Source organism: Nonomuraea sp. NPDC046570 (genome assembly GCF_040645915.1).
Lineage (GTDB): Bacteria > Actinomycetota > Actinomycetes > Streptosporangiales > Streptosporangiaceae > Nonomuraea.
Window position 1 is genome coordinate 55235 of sequence record NZ_JBEYZF010000005.1, and the last position, 13355, is coordinate 68589.

Annotated in this window: 11 protein-coding genes and 1 pseudogene; 3 read left to right on the forward strand and 9 right to left on the reverse strand. The window is 70.0% G+C overall.

Annotation, left to right across the window (positions count from 1 at the left end; all coding sequences use genetic code 11):
* Positions 1-95 precede the first annotated feature (95 nt).
* Positions 96-287 (reverse strand): annotated as a pseudogene (locus ABZ911_RS10440) (LuxR C-terminal-related transcriptional regulator); the annotation flags it as partial.
* A 313-nt stretch (positions 288-600) separates the two neighbouring features.
* Between ABZ911_RS10440 and ABZ911_RS10445 the strand changes: the two are divergent.
* Positions 601-912 carry a hypothetical protein gene (locus ABZ911_RS10445; RefSeq protein WP_358054130.1) on the forward strand — a complete coding sequence of 104 codons (312 nt, stop codon included), beginning with the start codon at positions 601-603 and terminating at the stop codon, positions 910-912.
* Positions 913-1121: 209 nt separating this feature from the next.
* Here the strand turns inward: ABZ911_RS10445 and ABZ911_RS10450 are convergent, their stop codons facing one another.
* Together ABZ911_RS10450 and ABZ911_RS10455 are read right to left on the reverse strand one after the other, a co-directional pair.
* On the reverse strand, positions 1122-2390 hold the full coding sequence (locus tag ABZ911_RS10450) for a serine hydrolase domain-containing protein (RefSeq protein ID WP_358054132.1): 1269 nt from the start codon (positions 2388-2390) through the stop codon (positions 1122-1124).
* Between the two features lie 174 nt (positions 2391-2564).
* Complete coding sequence (locus ABZ911_RS10455; protein WP_358054134.1) at positions 2565-3359, reverse strand: helix-turn-helix transcriptional regulator; 795 nt, start codon at positions 3357-3359, stop codon at positions 2565-2567.
* Positions 3360-3508: 149 nt separating this feature from the next.
* Here ABZ911_RS10455 and ABZ911_RS10460 point away from each other — a divergent pair, with 149 nt between their 5' ends.
* Complete coding sequence (locus tag ABZ911_RS10460; protein ID WP_358054135.1) at positions 3509-4927, forward strand: MFS transporter; 1419 nt, start codon at positions 3509-3511, stop codon at positions 4925-4927.
* A gap of 348 nt (positions 4928-5275) precedes the next feature.
* On the opposite strand, the gene ABZ911_RS10465 is transcribed toward ABZ911_RS10460, so the two are convergent.
* Genes ABZ911_RS10465 through ABZ911_RS10475 form a run of 3 tightly spaced genes read right to left on the reverse strand, consistent with a single transcriptional unit; the run spans position 5276 to position 8728 of the window.
* A complete protein-coding gene (locus ABZ911_RS10465) occupies positions 5276-5839 on the reverse strand; it encodes an alpha/beta hydrolase (RefSeq protein WP_358054137.1) in 564 nt (187 codons plus the stop codon).
* A 38-nt stretch (positions 5840-5877) separates the two neighbouring features.
* A complete protein-coding gene (locus ABZ911_RS10470; protein ID WP_358054139.1) occupies positions 5878-6714 on the reverse strand; it encodes a DMT family transporter in 837 nt (278 codons plus the stop codon).
* A gap of 7 nt (positions 6715-6721) precedes the next feature.
* Entirely contained in the window at positions 6722-8728 is a 2007-nt protein-coding gene (locus ABZ911_RS10475) for a phosphocholine-specific phospholipase C (protein WP_358054141.1), read from the reverse strand.
* A gap of 439 nt (positions 8729-9167) precedes the next feature.
* On the opposite strand from ABZ911_RS10475, the gene ABZ911_RS10480 reads away from it, so the two are divergent.
* Positions 9168-9428, forward strand: coding sequence for a transposase (locus ABZ911_RS10480; protein WP_358054143.1), 261 nt, complete (start codon positions 9168-9170; stop codon positions 9426-9428).
* A gap of 104 nt (positions 9429-9532) precedes the next feature.
* Here ABZ911_RS10480 and ABZ911_RS10485 read toward each other — a convergent pair whose 3' ends face one another.
* Genes ABZ911_RS10485 through ABZ911_RS10495 form a run of 3 tightly spaced genes read right to left on the reverse strand, consistent with a single transcriptional unit; the run spans position 9533 to position 13354 of the window.
* Complete coding sequence (locus ABZ911_RS10485) at positions 9533-11536, reverse strand: beta-galactosidase (protein WP_358054145.1); 2004 nt, start codon at positions 11534-11536, stop codon at positions 9533-9535.
* Between the two features lie 4 nt (positions 11537-11540).
* Positions 11541-12380, reverse strand: coding sequence for a carbohydrate ABC transporter permease (locus ABZ911_RS10490; protein WP_358054146.1), 840 nt, complete (start codon positions 12378-12380; stop codon positions 11541-11543).
* 2 nt (positions 12381-12382) lie between these two features.
* Positions 12383-13354, reverse strand: coding sequence for a sugar ABC transporter permease (locus ABZ911_RS10495; RefSeq protein ID WP_358054148.1), 972 nt, complete (start codon positions 13352-13354; stop codon positions 12383-12385).
* Position 13355: the final 1 nt, after the last annotated feature.

A 13355-nucleotide genomic window follows, 5' to 3' on the forward strand; every position in this document is an offset into this window, starting at 1 on the left:
GCACCTGCTCTCGGCGTTGCTGCTCCTGGGCGCATATCGCACACACTCGCGGTAACCGGCAGATCAGCGCTCGTCAGCCACCCGACAAGACTCGTTTAAGTTCGGTGGTTGTGCTGGTTGAGGGGCTCGGCCGCCGCGCGTGCGAGCTCGGTGCGGTTGGCGAGCTGAAGTTTGGCGTAGATGTGCGCCAGGTGGGTCTTGACCGTGCCACGGCTGACGAACAGGCGGGTGGCGATCTCGGGGTTGGACAGCCCCTTGGCGGCGAGGTCCGCCACGGACCGCTCGGCCGGGGTGAGGCTCTACCAAGCTGGCGACGCGGCAGAGGACGAGATCGTGGTCGATCCGAATCCGTAGGGCCTCATGGTGCACCGGAGAGCAGGCGACTTCCGGCGTAACGGTCGACCGAGGACCCGGACACCGACGACGTCCCTCCGCAGGCGCGGGCAGCCCAGGTGCATCCGGATCAGCGCCGGCGCAGGCGAGCAGGGGTGTACGCAGGTACGCCATCCACGCCAGATCAAGATCTATCTCGCGGGAACATTCGCCCCGATCCCGGACAGCGGGCTGTCACGGCCGTTCCTGTTCCTGGGCAGCCAGGCGATGCACAGCCCGGGTGGCAAGGACATCACCTGGGAGCGTGACTGGGAACATCTGACGGGGTGGAAGCGCTGGCTCGTGGTGGCCGGGGCGGAGCACGTCTCCTTCACCGACACGGCTCTGCTGGTGGAGCAACTTGGCATCTACCGCAACCCAGGCATGTCGGGAGCACGCGCGGTGGAGATCACCCGCAGCTACGCCCGAGCCTTCTTCGACCTGCACCTGCGCGGCAAGCCCCAGCCCTCGCTGGACAAGCCGTCGGCACGCCACCCTGAGGTCAAGCTCTGCTCGGTGGAATCGAAGAGCTGCCAATAGCCGAGCACAACAAGCGGCGAGCCTATCCCGAAGCCATCGAGCAGGCTTATGCCGACTCCGCGGAGGTACGGCATCACTGACGCCGCTGGCACCAGCGTCTGGCACCTGCCGGTGACCAACGAGTACGGTGCGCGGCCAGCTACGAGGGCCATGGCCGCCTGTCGTATGGGCCGAATCGGCCCCAGGCGACGACGGCGGCCGCGACGAATCTAGTCCCCGCCGGGGAGGGAGAGGCCGGCGTAGACCTGGTTGAGGACGGTGGGCAGCAGGGCGTTGGCCGTGGTCCTGCCGTCGGGCGTCAGGGTCAGGTTCGTCCAGAGGACGAGTGTGACCTCGTTGTCCGGGTCGTGGCCGATGAAGGAGTTGAAGCCGGGGAGTTCACCGCCGTGGTAGTACATCGAGGCGTTCGGACCGAAGCGCTGGTGGGTGATGCCGTACCCGTACTTCTTTCCGTCGGGCGCGGCTGGGTCCTCGGCTTGCGGGCTGTGGAGCCACTGCCGCTGGAACGCGGGGTTGAGGACCTTGCCCGTTACCAGAGCCCGGATCCAGGTGGCCAGGTCGTCCGCGGTGGAGATGACGCCTCCGGCGGCGGTGGCGTAGGAGGGGTTCTGGTGGGTGTAGTCCACCGGCCGGAGCTTTCCGGACCGGGCCGCCGCCTGTACGTCGGCGGGGTAGGGCTGGTCGACCAGCGCGTAGGCCGATCCGCCGTACATGTAGCCGTGTGAATAGGGGGTGGGGAGGGACAGGTTGTCGGCGGCGGGCAGCGAAGTCCCCGCCAGCCCGAGCGGGGCGAACAGCCGGTCCTGGAACTGCTGGGCCAGTGGGTGGCCGCCCGCCCTCTCGGCGACGAGGCCCAGCAGCGCGTAGTTGGTGTTGCTGTACTCGTAGGACGCGTCGGGGGCGAAGTTCGGCGGGCGCCGGAACGCGAGGTCCAGCATCGCCTGCGGCGTGAAGGCCTTGCCTGGGTCGGCGTCCAGGGACGCCGCGAGCTCGGGTGCGTCGGTGTAGTTGTAGAGTCCGCTGCGCATCTTCAGCAGCTCGGCGATGGTGATGTGTTCGCCGTTGGGCACTCCGGGAACGTAGGCGGACACCGGGTCGCTCAGCCGGAGTTTGCCGTCCTGGGCGAGGAGGATGATCAGCGCCGAGGTCATGGTCTTGGTGTTGGAGGCGATCCGGAAGTGGTCGCCCGTGGTGGGCGGTTCGGCTGTGCCCAGCTCGGTGGTGCCGACGGTCGCCCGGAAGGTTCCCTGCGGGGTGCGGAGCAGGACCACCGCGCCGGGAACCATGAGCTTCTTCGCCGCACGCTCGACGGCGGACTGGAGCACGGCCGGATCGATGGGCTTCAGCGCCGACGAAGTGGAGTCGGAGGCGCTCGCCGTCGCCGCAGGTGTGGCGGACGCGTCGGAGAGGGCCGTGAACCCCGAGGGCACGGCGCAGCTCGCGATCAGCAGGGCAGCGCCCAGTGCCGGCAGAGCCATACGGCGGGCGGTACGCGACGCCCCGAAACCAGCCCTCATCTGGCGGTTCGGCGCAGCTCGGGAATTCCTCATGCCAGCCCCCCGTGCTCGGCGGTCCAGTACCGCGGCCAGGGTGATACGAAAAGTGATGCGGCACGACCGAAGAGGACAAAACTGAATAAAGTACGTAATTTATCATCTTTCGACGTTGAGAACGGCGTCTCCGTTGAGGTAGCGCCCAGGTGAGGTGCCGACGGTTCGGCGGAACGCCGCGAGGAAAGCGCTCGGGGTCGCGTACCCCACGGCGTGCGCGGCCTGCGATACCGCTCGGCCTTCGGCGAGGAGGGGCAGGGCGGCCCGCAACCGCACGTGGGTGCGCCAGCGGTCGAAGCTCATGCCCGTGTCGCGGACGAACAGCCGGGTCAGGGTGCGCCGGCTCACGCCGATGGAGCGTGCGTGGGTCTCAAGGCTCCGCGGGTCGGCGGGGTCGGCGAGCAAGGCGTCGGCCACGGCTCGTACGCGGTCGTCCACGGGCAGCGGAACGTCGATCGGCAGGGCCGGCAACGGGCGCAACAGGTCCAGCACCACCGCCTCGGCCCGCAGTCGTGCGTCATCGGCGAGATCCTCACGGCCGAGGTAGCTGATCAGCTGGGCCAGCAGCCCGTCGACGCCGACCGCGGTGGGCTCCGCCCAATCCAGAGCGCACCGCTCTGGATTGAGGTAGAGGCTGCACAGCACCGCGTCGCGGGTCGCCCCGACCTCGTGGACGACTCCCGCCGGCAGCCACAGGGCCCGGGTGGGCGGCAGGATCCAGTACGAGTCGGCGACGGCGACGCCGAGCACACCGCTGCGCGTCCATGCCAACTGGTGGTGCGTGTGGCTGTGCGGGGAGATCCACTGCCCTGATGCCAGCGGGAAGCTCCCGACCACGATCACCCCGACCGCGGTCGGGGGAGTGGTGTCGACGGCCTCGATCACGGACTTCAGCATGCCCTTCAGGGTATGTCCTCAAGGCGATACGCTCTGGCCCCATCGCGGATTGTGGCCAGCCTGAGCCGGCCATAGCATCGTCGGATGCTGTTCAATCCTTTGTCCCACCAGCGTACGAACGTCCTGCCCGCACCGGCGGGACACCGATCATGACCCTGGTGTCTCCCGCGGTCACCGGCCGCCGCCGGGCGGCGCTGGTCGTGCTGTGTTTCGTGCAGTTCATGCTGGTCCTGGACGACAACGTGGTGAGCGTCGCCCTCCCCAGCCTCCGCGACGACCTGGGCTTCAGCGGCCCGGGACTGGCTTGGGTCGTCAACGCCTACTTCCTGGCCTTCGGCGGGCTGTTGCTGCTGGCCGGCCGCGCGGCCGACCTGCTGGGCCGACGCCGGGTCTTCCTCCTCGGGGTGGCGCTGTTCGGCGTGGCGAGTCTCGCCTGCGGGCTGGCCCAGCAGCCCTGGCAGCTCGTGGCCGGGCGGTTCGTCCAGGGCGCGGGCGCCGCCATGGCCAGCCCGGCCGCGCTGTCCCTGATCACCCTGTTGTTCCCCGGCGCCGAGGAGCGCGCCAGAGCACTGGGCCTCTGGGGTGCCATCGCGGCCCTGGGCGGCACGACGGGCCTGGTGATCTCCGGTGTACTGACCGACCTCATGTCCTGGCGCTGGATCTTCCTGATCAACCTTCCCGTAGCGGCGGTGGCCCTCGCGCTGCTTCCTCGCCTGGTCACCGAGAGCCGGGCCACCCACCGGGCACGCTTGGACGTACCCGGCACCGTCCTGGGCACCGCCGCCGTGGTGTCCCTGGTCTATGGCCTGCTCCAGGCCGGGGAATCGGGCTGGGCGGACATGGCCGTCATCGCTCCTCTGCTGCTGGCCGCCGTCTTGGCCGCAGGGTTCCTCGTGATGGAGTCGCGGGCTGCTGAGCCGCTGGTGCCGAGGTCGTTCCTGTCCGACCGGACGCGGGCCGTCGCCAACGGCGCGACCCTGCTGTTCTCCGCGGCCTTCTACGCGATGGCCTTCCTGCTGATGATCCACCTGCAGACTGTGCTCGGGTACGGCCCGCTCCAGGCCGGCGTCGCCTACCTGCCCTTCGGCGCCGGAATCCTCGCGGGCATGTGGCTGTCCACCCGGGCGCTGATGAGGATGGGAGTGCGCTGGACGCTGGTCCTGTCCTTCCTGATCAGCTCGGGTGGGCTGCTGTTGCTGTCCGGCTTGGCTGCGGGCGACCCGTACGCGGCGGGCGTGCTGCCGGGCATGCTCGTCACGAGTCTGGGATGCGGGCTGAGCCTGCCGGTCTTGACGGCGGCCGCGGTCACGGGCACCACCGAGGAGAACGCCGGTCTCGGCTCGGCTTTGTTCACCTCCGTCCAGCAGGTGGGCGGCGCGGTGGGAATAGCGGTCCTGGTCACCCTCGGCGCGCATCGCGGCGAAGTACAAACCGACCCGCTACGCGCCGCGACGGAAGGCTTTTCGCTCGCGCTCACCATCGCCGCCGCCCTCCTCGCCCTCGGCGCCATACTCATAGCCGCCCTGCTCCGAACCAGGGACGGGACCGCGCTGCGAGCCGCCCCGTAGCGCAGGGGCCGCAGGCCAGCTGGACGAGGCGGTCCGCGCAGTTGCAGGCCGCCTACCCGAACCTGAAGCAGAACGCGATGTACGGGACCTTCGCCACCGTGCCGGGCAACCCCAAGGCGTCCTACATCCTCCTCGTGTCGAAGAAGATGGTCGTCGGTGTGACCCTGATCCTGACCGCGCAGGACTGCCTCAGGTAGCGGCCCGTCACGCGAGCCCGTACGGCTTGACCGGCCCGGCTACGGACGGATGAGCTCGGCGGCCCAGCCGCGCCGCCCCGAGGACGAACGGCTCGGCCTTGAGGTCGGGGCGGCCGCTATCAGGCGCCTCGACAAGCGGGAGTGCTCCCCGCTAGATCCAGCCCTCGAGAACGGTCATGAAGTCCTCGAACAGGTGGCGGTGGATCGTGTGCTCGGCACCCTTCACCACGCGTACGTCGAAGCCCTTGGAGACGAGGGCGTCGGCGAATTCCGGGGAGACCAGATCGCTCGGGTCGGCCAGCTGGACCAATGAGGGAACCACCGGCCGCGGCGTGAAGTCCGAACCGACGAGCGAAGTCAGCGCCAGCGCGGTCGCCGGGTCCCACTTGGCCAGCATCTCGATCTCAAGCGCGCATTCCTCGGCGGACCAGCCGGGATGGACCTGCTGAACCGTCTCCAGGGTCTGGTCCTTGAACGTGGCCAGCATCGCGCCCAGATCCACTCCGTCGGTCTCGGGCAGGCGGAACCCCGGATCCGAGTAGACCGCCTTGGCCGGCTTGAGCCGTTCGACCGCGACCGCAAGGGTGAGACCGCCGAGCGAGTGACCGATGGCCAGGCCGGGGCCCGCCGGAACCGACTCCAGCACGCTCGACGCGTACAGCTCCGGGGTGTACCCCTCGGCGCGCGGGCTGTCGCCGTGGCCGGGCAGGTCCACCACTCCACAGAGCGGGCCCGATGGGGGAGGGCCGGCCGTCAATGCGTGGACAGCAGGATGACGCCGACCGTCACGATGCCGGCCGCGGCGATGCGCCGGGGGCCGAGCCGTTCGGCGAAGAACAGCGTGCCGATGAGCGCGCCCCACAGGATGCCCGTCTCGCGGAGCGCCGCGACCTCGGCGAGCGCGCTGCCGGTCTGCGCCCACAGCACCAGCCCGTACGACAGCATCGAGATCGCTCCTCCGCCGGCCGAGACCCGCCAGCGGTCGCGCGAGGCGGCCACGATCGCCCGGCCGCGTACGGCCGTCATCAGCGCGAAGGCCAGGACCCCCTCGACGGCGAACATCCACACCGTGTAGCCGAGCGCCGTACCGGACTCCCGTACGCCTATGCCGTCCACCACGGTGTACGTCGCGATGGTCGCTCCGGTCAGCATGGCCGCCGTCACGGCCTGGCGGGACGGCAGGCGCTGCCGTCCCGCCCCGGCGAGCGCCAGCGCCGCCAGCCCGCCGCATGTCGTGGCCAGGCCGCACACCTGGAGGATCGTGAGCCGTTCCCCCAGGAACGTGGCCACGACGGCGACGAGCAGCGGCGCGCTCCCCCTGGCGATCGGATAGACCTGGCCGAAGTCGCCCAGTTCGTAGCAGCGGATGAGCAGCAGCATGTACACCAGTTGCATCGCGATCGAGACGACGCCGTACGGCCAGGACCCGGGCGCGGGTGGAGCCACGAAAGGCAGCAGCGGCAGGCAGATCAGCGACTGGGTGATCCCCATGACGCCGAAGGCCGCGTGCCGGTCGGGCACCGCCTTGGCGAGCGCGTTCCACGTGGCGTGCAGCAGACCGGCGAACAGGACCGCGACAGCGGAGAACACGGGCGCGTCAGCCGGAGACGCCGGTGCGGCCGTTTTCGAGGCGGCCCATCATCCGGCGGTGGAAGGACGGGTCCTCGGCGACGGTCAGCCGCAGGTCGTACCAGCCGGACGCGGTGTCCCAGTCGACGACCGCCCGGTCCCCGGCCGCGACGACCACCTCGCGCCGGTCGGCGCCGTAGGCGAGCGCGTCGAGCGTAAGCGTCAACGGCGCCGGTCCCGGGTTGGCGATCGTCACGGTGAGCCGACGGCCGTCGCCGCGGGAGGACACCGCCGTCCGGGCCGCCGGGCCCGTACGCGAGCCGGTGAACTCGCGCCGGAACCCGTTCGGGCCGGTGAGGGTCAGCTGGTAGCCGCCCTCTCCGACGGGGACGGTGAGGGACTGCGCGCCGAGCACGTCGAAGTGGCGCGGGAACGCGAACTCCCCGGCGTACGGGTAGAGCGCGAAGTGGCTGCCCCGCTCCCCGGCGTCCGTCATGGTGACGATCAGCCCGTCGTCCGCCAGGACGGCGGACGCCTCCGGCCGATACGGCAACGGCCGGGCGGGCCGCGTGCCGGGCTCCTGCGCGGCGAGCCGCCTCTCGGCGGGCGGGCTCGCCGGCCAGCGCACGCGGAACGGGGGCACGGTCACGGCCGCCTCGGCCGCCGTCACCGCGGGTACGGCAGGCGGCGCCGACGTGAAGTCGAACGCCGAGGTGAGGTCTCCGGCGACCTGCCGCCGCCACGGGCTGATGTTGGGCTCGTCGACGCCCAGCCAGCGTTCCACGAAACGGATCGTCGAGGTGTGGTCGAACACCTCCGAGCAGACGTACCCGCCGGCGGTCCACGGCGACACGACCGTCGTCGGCACGCGGTAGCCGAGCCCGATCGGCAGCCCGTCGACGAACTCGTGCTCGGTGCCTTCCGGCGGCAGCGGAGGCGGCACGTGGTCGTAGAAGCCGTCGTTCTCGTCGAAGGTGAGGAACAGCGCGGTCCGCTCCCACACCGAGGGGTGCGCGGCGAGCGCGTCCAGGATCTCGTAGACGAGGCCGGCGCTGTGCGCCGGGCTGGACGGGTCGGGGTGCTCGGAGTACGCCTCCGGCGCGACGATGTAGGAGACCTGGGGCAGCCGCCCCTCGGCGACGTCCGCGCGGAAGGCCGCGGCGAGCCGCCCCGGCGGAACCCGGTGCAGGCCCCGCTCGTACGCGTCCCGCTCGGCCGGGGTGAGCGCCTCGACGCCTTCGCGCAGCGCCGCGAGCATCTCCTCCCGCTCCTGCGCGGGCAGCCCGGCGATCGACGTGTAGAAGGAGTGCAGGCTCCGGCAGGGCGTGAGGGCCAGGGCCTTACGGGCGACGCGCTTGAAGGACGCGAAGTAGTCCAGGGAGTTGCACTGGTAGTTGTCCCACTCCTGGTAGACCCGCCAGGTCTTGCCCGCCGTCGTCAGCCGCTCGGGATAGGACGTGTGCGGATAGCCCGGGTGGGTGTCCTCGTCGCAGGCGTCGTTGGCGGTGGTACGCCGCCCGGACGGCTCGTGGCCGACGGTCCCCGACCAGTGATAGAGGCGGTTGGGGTTGGTCGGCCCGAACATCGAGCAGTGGTAGGCGTCACACAGCGTGAAGGTCTCGGCCAGCTCGAACTGGAACGGCAGGTCGCGGCGGTCGAAGTGGACCATCGCCCCCGGCCCCTTGCCCGCGATCCAGCCGTCGTGCCAGCCGCCGCCCCTGGTCCGCTGCCCGGTGTCCCATTCGTGGTCCACGCCCTCCACGTACTGGAGGTCGCCTTCGGTCAGGTTCCGGTCGCCCATGCCGTCGCGTACCGGGTAGGGGAGGACTCCGGACTGGTCGAACACCGGCCTGCCGTCCGGCAGGGTGATGGCGTTGCGGTCGCCGAACCCGCGCACTCCGCGCAGTGTCCCGAAATAGTGGTCGAAGGAACGGTTCTCCTGCATGAAGAACACGACGTGCCGGAGGGCGCCGAGCCCCCCGGGCGGCGCCGGCCGGGCCAGCGCCGCCCGCAGGGACGGGGGAAGAGCAGACACGAGAGGGGTATGCCTTTCAGCGGGATCTGACGTGGAATCCCGGGCGTTCACGCCCGGGAGGAAACGACAGCGAGGGAGGGCCTCCAGGCCCGAGCGGTGCCGTGACAGTTGGTTCACGTGAGCTGCTCAGCCCGGCCGTTTCTGGTTCTCGTCGGTGAACACCTCGCGCTGGTACTTGGGCGTGAAGACCAAGTGGGCGTGGAGGCTGTGCGACGGTCCGGCCTCTCCGGATATCGGGGTTCGGTTCCCATCACGGTGACATGGACCGAATGGTAGTTTGTTCGATTGTGAAACTGGTGGTGCAGGTGAAGCTCCTGCCAACGCCTGAGCAGGCGGCGGCGCTGGAGGCGACCCTGCGCGGCTGCAACCAGGCCGCCGATCTCGTCGCGCGGACCGCGTTCACCACCCAGATCACCCGCGAGTACGACCTGCGCAAGCAGTGCACTCCTGGAGCTTCCACCAACTTGGGAGCTTCATCGCCTGCAAGGCCCGACAGGCCGGGATCGCTCTTATCCATGTCGATCCGGCCTACACCAGCCGGCAATGCTCGGCCTGCGGGCATACCGATCGGGCCAACCGGCCAGAACAGGCCGTCTTCTCCTGTACGTCGTGCGGTTTCGCTGAGCATGCCGACGTCAACGCAGCCCGTAACATCGCCGCGCGCGGTGTAGCGGGCTGGGCAGTGAGTCACGCTGCCTGACGCGGACCAGACCGTCGAAGCCATCGACGGCGAGGAACTGCAAGCTCGGTCGTTTACGGCCGAGAAGCTGACAGCTTGCGGCAGTTGAGCGCGTCGGGAGGATGTCAAGCGGGTTCCTCGGACACGGTGTGACGCGCGAGAACCGCGACGTCGAGGGGGTGGAGGACGACCTGCTCGACCTCGGGCCGCCCGGGGGCGAGCAGGTGGTGGGACCGGTACGGAAGATCGACCGTGTGGGACTGGGTGGTGTGGTTGAGCAGCAGCAGGAACTCCCGGCCGCCGCCCGTGCGCACCGCCGCCTGCACACCCTCGGGCAGGCCGCGCAGCACCGGCTCGGCGCCCGCCTCGGCGAGCGCCTCCGCCATGACCGCACGCATGATCGTCTCGTCGGGGCGGGTGGCGACGTACCGGACCGTGCCCGCGCCGAACCGGTTCCTGGTGACCGCGGGCGTGCCGTCGGGGAAGGCCAGCAGGACGTCCGCGCCCTCGAGGCGTACGTCCTCCCGCCACAGATCGGCGGTGCCGTCCCCCAGTGGGAAGGTCTCGCCCTCGGCGGCGGGCAGATACTCGTCGACCCGCAGGCCGAGCGGCGCCCGCAGCGGGCCCGGGCAGCCGCCGTGATGGACCCGGTCGTTGCCGTCCACCACGGAGGTGAAGAACGACACCAGCAGGTGGCCTCCGACCGAGACGTAGCCCGCCAGCCTCTCCGCGTGCTCCTCGGTGAGCAGGTACAGGTTGGGGATCACGACGAGTTTGTAGCCGGACAGGTCCGCGCCGGGCGGCAGCACGTCCATGCCCACGCCGAGGTCGAACAGCGGGCCGTAGTGGTCCTGCGCCCGGTCGACGGCCTTCAGCCCGTCGGACGGATGGGAGTCGAGTTCGAGTGCCCACCAGCTGTTCCAGTCGAACAGCACGGCCACCTCGTTCGCCACCCGGGTGCCGGCCAGCTCCGGTACGGCCGCCAGTTCGGCGCCCAGGGCGGCGACCTCCTGGAACACCCGGGTGTCCGTGCCCCCGTGCGGCACCATCCCAGAGTGGAACTTCTCCGCGCCGCCGCGCGACTGCCGCCACTGGAAGTACATGACGGCGTCGGCGCCGTGCGCGATCGCCTGCCAACTCCACAGGCGCATCCGGCCGGGCGCCTTGACGCCGTTGCGCTGCCGCCAGTTGACCGCCGACGGCGCCTGCTCGACCAGGTACCACGGGTCGCCGCCGTGCGCGCAACGCGCGAGGTCGTAGGCGAGGCCGGCCGCCACATGCGAGCGCGGCCAGAACGGGTCGGGGTAGCTGTCGAGCCCCACGATGTCCATCCCGCCGGCCCAGGAGTGCATGTCCACGGGCTTGTGGTGGGCGAGGAAGTTCGTCAGGACCGGCACATCCGGGGTGACGCGCCGCAGGATCGCCGCCTCGATCTCGAAGCACGCGCGCAGCGCCTCGCTGCTGAACCTCTTGAAGTCGAGCTGCTGGGCCGGGTTGGCGTACGTCGGCGCGATCCTGGGCGGCAGGATCTGCTCGAAGGAGGTGTAGCGCTGGGACCAGAAGTCCGTGCACCAGGCCGCGTTCAGCGCCTCGACGTCGCCGTACCGCTCGCGCAGCCAGCGGCGGAAGTCGCGGGCCGACTCCTCGCAGAAGCACTCGGCGACGTGGCAGCCGTACTCGTTCCCCACGTGCCAGAAGCCCAGGGCGGGGTGGTCTTTGTAGTGTCCGGCGAGCACCTCGACCAGGCGGGCGGCCCGGTCGCGGTAGACCGGGCTGGACGGGCAGTAGTGCTGGCGGCCGCCCGGCGACAGGACGGCGCCGGACGCGGTGACCGGCAGGATCTCCGGGTGCTCCGCGGCCAGCCACGGCGGCGGCGAGGCGGTCATGGTGGCCAGGTCGACGGTGATCCCCGTCGCGGCCAGCTCGTCCATCACCGTGTCGAAGTAGGAGAGGTCGTACGCGCCCGGCGCGGGCTCGACCCGCGCCCATCCGAAGACGCCGAGCGTGACCAGGTTGACCCCGGCCTCGGCCATCAGGCGCACGTCTTCGGCACGGATCTCGTCGGGCCACTGCTCGGGGTTGTAGTCGCCGCCGAAGCCCAGCCCGGGCAGGCGGTTGGTGGAACTCATCTGTTCAGTCCTTCATGCCAGTGGCGGCGATGCCCTGGACGATGTAGCGCTGCGCGACCAGGAAGATCGCGACCAGCGGGAGGATCGTGACGACGGCGCCGGCGAAGAGCGCGGGCAGATTGATCGACTGCGAGGTCAGGAACGTGGACAGCGCGATCTGGGCGGTCCATGACTCCGGGTCCTGGCCGATGACGAGGGGCCAGAGGAAGGCGTTCCAGCTCTCGATGAACGACAGAATCCCCAGCGAGGCGAGCAGGGCGCCCGAGTTGGGCAGCGCGAGCCGCCAGTACACGCCCAGATGGCCGAGGCCGTCCAGGCGGCCCGCCTCCTCGATCTCCTGCGGGAACTTCAGGTAGAAGTTGCGGAACAGCAGCACCGAGAACGCGTTGAACAGGCCGGGTGCGATGACACCCCACAGGGTGTCGACCCCACCCATCGCACTGACCAGCACGAACGTGGGCACGAACGTGGCCGAGGTGGGGATCATCAGGGTCACGATGACGCAGGACATGACCACGCCGCGGCCGGGCACCGAGATGCGGGCCAGGGCGTAGCCGGCCATCGAGCCGAGCAGGGTGGAGACGGGAGCGGTGACGATCGCGATGACGAAGGAGTTCCCGAGCGCGTTGGCCATCGGCACCGACGGGTCGTCGAACACGTCGATGAAGCCCTGCAGGGTGAACGGGTCGGGCAGCCAGTGCCAGTCCGGGTCGGTGATCTGCAGTCCCGTCATCAGCGCGGCGCGCAGCATGAAGTAGAAAGGCGCCAGGAACAGTACGGCGGCGACGCCGACGACCAGGTAGGTCAGGATCGTCACCGGAGTCCTGCGCGTGGTCTTGCGCATGGTCAGTCCTTCCGGCCGAATCCGACGAGGCGGCCCTGCAGCAGGGTCACCAGGATGATCAGCAGGGTCAGCAGGAACGCCCCCGCCGAGCCCACGCCGTAGTCCTGGCCCTTGAGCGCCGTGTCGTACAGGAAGACCAGCGGCGGCCGTACGGGGGCGGTGGAGTTGCCGGTGGTGGTCATGAACACGTTGTAGAACTCGTCGAAGGCCTGGAATGCGGCGATGAGGATCAGCATGAGGATCGCCACCGAGGTGTTACGCAGCATCGGCAGCGTAATGTGCCGGAACTGCGCCCACCGGGACGCTCCGTCCAGGGAGGCCGCCTCGTACAGATGGACCGGGATGGCCTGGAGACCCGCCAGGAAAAGGATCATGTAGAGGCCGACCTGGAGCCACAGGCGCACCGTGATGATCACGATCCAGTACAGGGGCGGGTCGGTGCTGGCGATCCACGACTGGACGTCCCAGCCGAACAGCCCGCCGATGGTGTTGGCGACGCCGGACGGCAGGCCGTTGAACAGGCTCATCTTCCAGACCAGGGCGGCGACGACGTAGGAGACGGCGGCCGGGATGAGGAAGCTGGTGCGGAAGAAGGCCCGGCCGCGGCGCATCCCGTGCAGCAGCACGGCGAGCCCGAGCGACATGCCGAACGTCACCGGCACGATGAAGAACGTGAACAGGATGATCCCGGTCATCGAGGACCGGAACGCCTCGTCCTCGAGCAGGGACGTGTAGTTGTCGAAGCCGACCCAGGATCCGAGATCGACGGTGCCGCGCGCCTCGCTGAAACTGAGCAGGAAGCTCCAGCCGATGGCGACGTATTTGAACAGGCCGAGGCCGAGGAGCATGGGCGCGGTCAGCAGGGTGAACGCGCCCACGGCCTTCCAGTCGGTCCGCCGTCCGCGGCGGCCGGGCCGGACCCCGGCCGGCCGGGCGGCCGTCGCCGCCCGCCCGGTCGTAGCGGTGTCTGACATG

Coding starts and splice junctions, on each gene's coding strand:
- ABZ911_RS10445 (WP_358054130.1), top strand. CDS start 601: ATGCACAGCCCGGGTGGCAAGGACATCACCTGGGAGCGTGACTGGGAA.
- ABZ911_RS10450 (WP_358054132.1), bottom strand. CDS start 2,390: ATGGCTCTGCCGGCACTGGGCGCTGCCCTGCTGATCGCGAGCTGCGCC.
- ABZ911_RS10455 (WP_358054134.1), bottom strand. CDS start 3,359: ATGCTGAAGTCCGTGATCGAGGCCGTCGACACCACTCCCCCGACCGCG.
- ABZ911_RS10460 (WP_358054135.1), top strand. CDS start 3,509: ATGACCCTGGTGTCTCCCGCGGTCACCGGCCGCCGCCGGGCGGCGCTG.
- ABZ911_RS10485 (WP_358054145.1), bottom strand. CDS start 11,536: ATGAGTTCCACCAACCGCCTGCCCGGGCTGGGCTTCGGCGGCGACTAC.
- ABZ911_RS10490 (WP_358054146.1), bottom strand. CDS start 12,380: ATGCGCAAGACCACGCGCAGGACTCCGGTGACGATCCTGACCTACCTG.
- ABZ911_RS10495 (WP_358054148.1), bottom strand. CDS start 13,354: ATGTCAGACACCGCTACGACCGGGCGGGCGGCGACGGCCGCCCGGCCG.